We start from the raw sequence: 6,887 nt of genomic DNA, 5'->3' as shown, positions 1-6,887 counted from the left end.
GCATTGCGTCTGAATTCCGGAAAAACATCCCAAAAGCAGCCAAATCCGGTCTGCGAAGGCCACACGAACGTCCGGTCGGGACGAACGTCGCGATCTTGAGGGGCTCGTGAAATATCCGGGCTATCTGCAGGGCGATATTGGCCCCGTTGCCCACCAGCACCCGGAACAGCCGCGGCGCCGAACGATCGCTGCCGCCATTGCTGGTGCCGCCGTCATCGCGCGCCACCACCGCGAATAGCGCGCCACCGCTGCTGCCATTCAACTGATAACTCAGCCGCCCACTGGCGTCGATCGCGGCTCCCGTTACCAGCGTCTGCGCGTTGTTCAAGGGCAACACGCTGTAGCTCAGGGTCTGCCCTGTCTCAAACGGCCCCGGATCGCCGCTGGCGAAGCCCGCCACCTGGAATGCGCCACTGCTGCCCGCCGGATGGTACTGATTGCCCGACAACGACAAGGTCGGCGCATCGTTGACTGGGATCACATTGAGCAGGAACGAGCGACTGGTGGTCGCCCCGTCGCCATCGGTAACGCCCAGGGTGATGGTGGCGCCTCCCGAGCGATCCGGCGCCGGGGTAATCACCAGATTGCGCGTGCTGCCCGTGCCCGACACACCGGCGCTGAGCATGGCGTCGCTCACCAGGGCCTGATTGCTGGAGCCCGTCGCCAGGCTCAGCGATGCCGCCGCGGTCTCGGCGTCGGTCAGGCTCAGCACCACCGGCGCCGACGCCTGATCCTCGAACAGCACCAGATCAGATGGCTGGTTAAGGGCGGGTCGCGCATTGATTCGCTGGCTAAGATTGCCGGTGCTGGAGAGATGACGACTGTCGCCGGGATAGCTGCCGCTCAGGCTGTGCGTGCCGGCACTCAAACTGCTGGTGGTGCAGGTGGCCAGGCGTCGGCCGTCGATATTGATCAGAATCACATCGCTACAGCCGGCAATCGGCGTAGGGCCATCGCGGAAGGTGACCGTGCCGGTGGGCTGCACGCCGCTGACTTCAGCGGTGAGGATCAGCCCAGCACGCCCACCAAACCACGCTTCATACGCAGCTCCCCCATGGCACTTCACCGTTGCAGTTCAGCCCTGGCCGTGCGGCCGTCGCATTTGAGTCAGCCCAAACCCTAGGCCACGGTGATTCCCCGGTGCCCGGCTGCTATTTGGCGCTTCCGACATTGTGTTTGCTAGTGAAATTTGCTGAATCGTGGACACCGGGGCGTTTAGCGGCCACCGATCCGCAAGTGGCGCACCATTTCGGCGCACCGAGTGCGCGTAGCACTATTAACGTGCATGATTGCCCCATCGGGGTGCATTGCGTCGCCGACTCCCCGCCAAGCGGAATTAAAATCAATGACTTAATACCTGAGTAGGCTTGGCATGCCGCTTGCACCTTGGGCGTCACTGTTCTCATCACCCTCGGAGATCCGCTGTGTCTATCGAATCCGTTCTGAAACTGGCCAAGGACAACAACGTCGAATTTGTTGACCTGCGCTTCGCCGACATGCGCGGCATGCAGCACCACACCACCTTCCCGGCTCGGATTCTCGAACCCAGCCTGTTCGAGGAAGGCAAGATGTTCGACGGCTCTTCGGTGGTCGGCTGGAAGGGTATCAACGAGTCCGACATGATCCTGCTGCCGGACCCGACCACCGCCTTCATTGATCCGTTTGCCGCTGACCCGACCCTGGTGCTGCTCTGCGACATCCTCGAGCCGGCCACCATGCAGAGCTATGAGCGCGACCCACGCGGCATCGCCAAGCGCGCTGAGGCCTTCCTGAAATCCACCGGCGTCGCCGATCAAGCCTTCTTTGGTCCGGAACCGGAGTTCTTCGTATTCGACTCGATCCGCTGGAAGAACGACATGTCCGGCTCGATGTTTGAAATCGAATCGGAAGAAGCACCGTGGTCGAGCGCGAAGAAGTTCGACGGTGTCAACGCCGGTCATCGCCCGGGCGTCAAGGGCGGCTACTTCCCGGTCAGCCCGGTCGATTCACTGAACGACCTGCGTGCCGAAATGTGCAAGGTGCTGGAACAGCTCGGCATCGAAGTCGAAGTGCACCATCACGAAGTCGCCGGCCCCGGCCAGTGCGAAATCGGTACCAAGTTCAACTCGCTGGTTAAGAAGGCCGACGAGCTGCTGCAGATGAAGTACGTGATCAAGAACGTCGCCCACCGCAACGGCAAGACTGCCACTTTCATGCCGAAGCCGGTGGTCGGCGACAACGGCTCGGGCATGCATGTGCATCAGAGCCTGGCCAAGGGCGGCACCAACCTGTTCATGGGCGAGGGCTACGGCGGCCTGTCGCAGCTGGCGTTCTGGTACATCGGTGGCGTGTTCAAGCATGCCCGCGCGATCAACGCCTTCACCAACAGCACCACCAACAGCTACAAGCGTCTGGTGCCGGGCTTCGAAGCCCCGGTGATGCTGGCCTACTCGGCGCGCAACCGCTCGGCCTCTTGCCGCATTCCCTTCGTCACCAATCCCAAGGCCCGCCGCATCGAGTTCCGCTTCCCCGACCCGATGAACTCCGGCTACCTCGCCTTCACCGCCCTGATGATGGCTGGCCTCGACGGCATCCTCAACAAGATCGATCCGGGCGCGCCGATGGACAAGGATCTGTACGACCTGCCGCCGGAAGAGGAAAAGGGCATTCCGCAGGTCTGCTCCTCGCTCGATCAGGCCCTCGACGCGCTGGACAAGGACCGCGACTTCCTCAAAGCTGGCGGCGTCATGACCGACGACTTCATCGATGGCTACATCGCGCTGAAGATGCAGGAAGTCACCAAGTTCCGCGCGGCGACCCATCCGCTCGAGTATCAGATGTACTACAGCCTGTAAGCGGGCACTCAGCCACGCCAAGAAAAAACCCGCCGCACGGCGGGTTTTTTTGCTTTTCGATCGACGGGAATCGGCCCGAAACGGACGATGGCCTGCCCTGTTCGCACTGAGAGACAGCCCGAAGGGCGAGTAAGAGTCCGAGGGCGGTAGCGATGGAATCGCCTTGACGCACCCTGAGCCTGTCGAAGGGTGCCTCAGCGAAGCGAGCCCTGAAGGTGCCCACGCGAGCATTGAGGTTGCAATGCTGGGTCGGCTGGCTTCGACAAGCTCAGCCAGCGTGGCGGCGACTCGAAGCGGCCGGGTGTCGTCAACGTTTGTTTGCAACCACACCCACGGCGTATTCGTACCCTCATCGGCCCTTCGGGCACCTCCCACAGGGAGAAGGGAAAAGCACGTGTCCGCTCCTGGCCGAACTCAGACGCGCAGCCCATCGATTCACACTAAACCTCAGGCTTCACCTCCGACCTGGCCTTGCCATTCCAGACAAACGGAAACTTCAGCTGCTTCAAGAAGCCGTTCGGCACGTAATCACCCACCACACCGTAGTGATCGGGCCACTTGCGATCGGCCTTCACCGCGGTGCCAAACAGGTAGTCGAGGAAGGCGAAGTGGGCAGCGTAGTTGCGATCGATCGCCTCGTCATCCTGTGAGTGATGCCAGTGGTGAAAGTTGGGCGTCACGATCAGGTACCTCAGTGGCCCAAGCCGCACGCTGACATTGGCGTGATTGAACACCGCCTGGAAGCCGACAATGATGATGTAGGCGTCGATCACCTCCTTCGAAAAGCCCAGCAGCCAGATCGGTGCCATCACCAGGGTTCGGGTAATCAGCAGCTCGATCACGTGCTGACGAGAGCCGGCCAGCCAGTCCATGCTCTTCACGCTGTGGTGCACTGCATGCAGCCGCCACAACAACGGAACTTCGTGATAAGCGCGGTGCGTCCAGTACTGCACCAGATCAGCCACCAGAATGGCCAGGAACAATGCCAGCGGCCAGGGCAACTGCTGCACCCAATGGCGAAGTCCTTCATGCGCCGCCCAGCCAAACAGTCGATGCACCATCAAGTTGGTGGCCAGCAGCACGAAACCAACGATCAGATGATTGACGATGAAATGGTGTAGGTCAGTCTGCCACTCGGCGCGAAAGATGGGCTGCTCGCGACGCAGGGCGAACAGCTTCTCAATGAAGATGAAGATCAGGGCTGAACCAAGCAGGTCGAGGATCAGCCAGTCGAGCCCGATGTAGGGAGTGTTGTCCGGGAAGTCGCCCACCGGCACCCGATGTCCGCCCCAAAGCACAGCCAATACCACCACCGCGAATGCGATGCTGGAAAGCCAGCGCATGCGGCCGCTCACCAGATTGAACAAGGCCAGGCCGCCGGCCAGCACCAGACACCAGAACAGCACGATGCGCAGAGTTTCGACGTCGTAGGAGCGTCGTAGCTCGGGCGTGGTCAGATATTCGGGAAAGTGAAAGGCCAGCACGCCGAGCAAGCACATCAAGGCCAGCACCAGGGCGATGACGCCGCTGAGCAACCCATGACCAGGCCGCAATTCACCATGCGCTGCCCGCAAGCGCCTAAGTTTGCCCCACATGGACCACACCTTCTGCTTGCCGGCCCCTTCAGCCCCGGCGATGGGGTGAGGCATTTTGCAGCAGCGCCGAGCCAGGTGAAATGGTCGGTGCATTATTCACCTCCTCGACCTTCTGCCGCATTCCAGCTAGCCTCTGCCTTGCAGCCAGGCGAAACCATCGCCGACTGCCAATACTTCGGCCAGACACGGGGGCAGTGCGCGGGCCATGCTAGGGAATCAGGCGAATCAGGGACTGCCCTCGGGCACGCTGACGCTGAGCGGATGGGTGGAACCGCCAACCGCGCTGGCGGTGCTGGCCGCCATGTATCTCGGCGCCGCGATCTTTATCGCGCTTGCCCTGCTCGACCCGTTCCCGCACAAGAAACCGACCCGGCGCTGGTTGCGGCGCCTGTTTGCGGCGGCGGCCCTGCTGCTCGGCGCCCTGGCCTTTTTCTGGCTGGATGCTCTGCCGGCGGGCGGCCATGCGCTGTGGGGCAGGTTGACCCCGAGCGCCTTGCTGGGGCTGGTGATCGGAACAGCCCTGACCATTTTCGGTATCGACCAGCGTCAGCGCAGCTCCACCTTTTACGCCGCCTGCGCCCTGCCCTGGGCGATTGGCCTGGGCTGGGCCGGCCAGCTGGCCTTGCTCGGCAACAGCGTCGATGCACCGCGGCTGCTGCATGGCAACGATCAAGCAGCTGCCTGGATTCTGCTCGCCGCCGGGCAATCCTTGGGCCTGGCCCTGGCCTGCGTACTGCGCCGTCGCCGTGATGGCAGCCCGGTCCTGGTGCTGGCCTGTGCGGCGGCCTTGATGGCGTTGAGCATCGGGCTGTATCGCCCATTGCTACTGAACAGCGCGTTTGAACTGGGTGAGCGGGCCCAGCGCTGGGCGCCGCAGGGCGCCGACTGGATGCAGATTCTGGGCGTCGGTCTGGCCGCCCTGCTGGGACTGGTGGCGATTTCCGCACGGCGCCGATCGGGGCGCGAAGCCGGTGGCGAACACCTGGCCCTGCGCAAGAGCAGTCGCGTCGATCCGGTCACCGGCCTGCCGACTCTCGATGTGATCAGCGAGAGCTTCGTTCGGGTGCTGCGGCTATCGGTAGCCGGACGCCATGCCTGCGCTCTGGCGGTGATTCACTTCGCCGCCCTGGAGCGCGTGCAGTCGACCCAGAGCAAGGAAGCACGCGATCGCCTGTTCAGTGAGTCGGCCTGGCGCCTGCGTTCGCAACGTCGCGATGAAGAGCTGATCGGCGCCATGGGCGGCGACCGACTGATCATGGTGTTAAGGGTGCAGGATTCAAACGAGGCCACCGCCCGACTGCGCGAGTTGCTGGCGCAGTTCGAGCAGCCGGTGGGCGACGAAAGCCTGCGCTTCCGCCTGCGCCCTGCGGTGGGCCTGACCATGTGGCCCACCCATGGCGACGACTTCGGCCGCCTTCTGGCCAATGCCCTGGTCGCCCTGGAGCGCTGTCCGCCGGCTGGCATCCAGCTGTTTCACGCCGCCCAACGCGAAGAGAATGAGCATCGTCTGCGCGTGGAGTCGACGCTGTCGGGCGCCATTGCCCAGGGCGAACTCGGTCTGGTGCTGCAGCCCATCGTCGACGCCCTGAGCGGCGAGGTGAGAATCGTCGAGCTGTTGGCACGCTGGAACAACAGTGAGCTGGGCAATGTGTCGCCGCGACAGTTCATTCTGATCGCCGAATCCAGCGGTGTGATTGACGAGTTCGACCGCTGGTTGCTGCGCGAGGCGCTGTCCACCACCAAGTGGATGGATGCCGCCGGATTTCCCGATATCCGGGTGTCGCTGAACTGCTCGCCGGTCAATCTGGCCGACCCGGCATTCATGGATTTCTTCGAGCGCACGGTGCAGACCAGCGGCGTCGATCCACAACGGCTGGAGGTTGAGGTCACCGAAGCCGCCTTGGCGGAAGGCGACCGCACCATCGTGGACAGTCTGCTGCGTTTGCGCGCGCTCGGCGTTGGCCTGACCATCGACGACTTCGGCATCGGTCATTCCTCGCTGGCGCGTCTGCGTGACCTGCCGATCGATGCCCTGAAGATCGACCAGAGCTTTGTCCAGGACATGGGTTACCCGCAGGGCGAGTTCCTGGTCTCGGGCATCCTTGGTCTGGCGCATGGATTGGGCAAGACGGTCATCGCCGAAGGCGTGGAAACCGAGGCCCAGCGCGCCGCCCTGGTCGATCTTGGCTGCGAGTATCTGCAGGGCTTTGCGATCAGCCGCCCGCTGTCCTGGCGCGGCCTGCTGGATTTCCTCGGGCGTGAAGTCGGCGATGATTTCCCCGAAGCGCCCGGCGCCCTGCAATCCGGCGAATCGCAACGCTGAGTCTCGTCTGAACTAACCCGGATATTTCATGAGGTCGCGCCGAAAGATCCGGCAATTCCAAGCGGGGCGAGAGTTTCGACCGATGGTGTTGAGATAACAGAGTGTTCGCGATCTTTCGGCGCTGGCACGGCCCTC

4 protein-coding genes are annotated in these 6,887 nt (G+C 63.0%); 2 read left to right on the top strand and 2 right to left on the bottom strand.

Annotated elements, in window-relative coordinates; translation table 11 throughout:
• The coding region (locus tag IFO71_RS21115) for an Ig-like domain repeat protein (RefSeq protein ID WP_192031673.1) at positions 1–1,066 on the bottom strand (1,066 nt) is incomplete at its 3' end.
• 358 nt (positions 1,067–1,424) lie between these two features.
• Between IFO71_RS21115 and glnA the strand changes: the two genes are divergently transcribed.
• Positions 1,425–2,834 carry a type I glutamate--ammonia ligase gene (gene glnA, locus IFO71_RS21110; protein WP_192031672.1) on the top strand — a complete coding sequence of 470 codons (1,410 nt, stop codon included), beginning with the start codon at positions 1,425–1,427 and terminating at the stop codon, positions 2,832–2,834.
• Positions 2,835–3,274: 440 nt separating this feature from the next.
• Here the strand turns inward: glnA and IFO71_RS21105 are convergent, their stop codons facing one another.
• Positions 3,275–4,429: a sterol desaturase family protein gene (locus IFO71_RS21105; protein WP_192031671.1), complete on the bottom strand. Its 1,155-nt coding sequence runs from the start codon at positions 4,427–4,429 to the stop codon at positions 3,275–3,277.
• A gap of 265 nt (positions 4,430–4,694) precedes the next feature.
• On the opposite strand from IFO71_RS21105, the gene IFO71_RS21100 reads away from it, so the two are divergent.
• Positions 4,695–6,752: a putative bifunctional diguanylate cyclase/phosphodiesterase gene (locus tag IFO71_RS21100; protein ID WP_192031670.1), complete on the top strand. Its 2,058-nt coding sequence runs from the start codon at positions 4,695–4,697 to the stop codon at positions 6,750–6,752.
• The last annotated feature ends 135 nt before the right edge of the window (positions 6,753–6,887 follow it).

The sequence above is a fragment of the Pseudomarimonas arenosa genome (assembly GCF_014841215.1).
Classification (GTDB): domain Bacteria; phylum Pseudomonadota; class Gammaproteobacteria; order Xanthomonadales; family Xanthomonadaceae; genus Pseudomarimonas; species Pseudomarimonas arenosa.
Note: the sequence above shows the minus strand (reverse complement) of the source record. Positions and strands in the feature narration are given on the sequence as shown.

Coding starts and splice junctions, on each gene's coding strand:
- IFO71_RS21105 (WP_192031671.1), bottom strand. CDS start 4,429: ATGTGGGGCAAACTTAGGCGCTTGCGGGCAGCGCATGGTGAATTGCGG.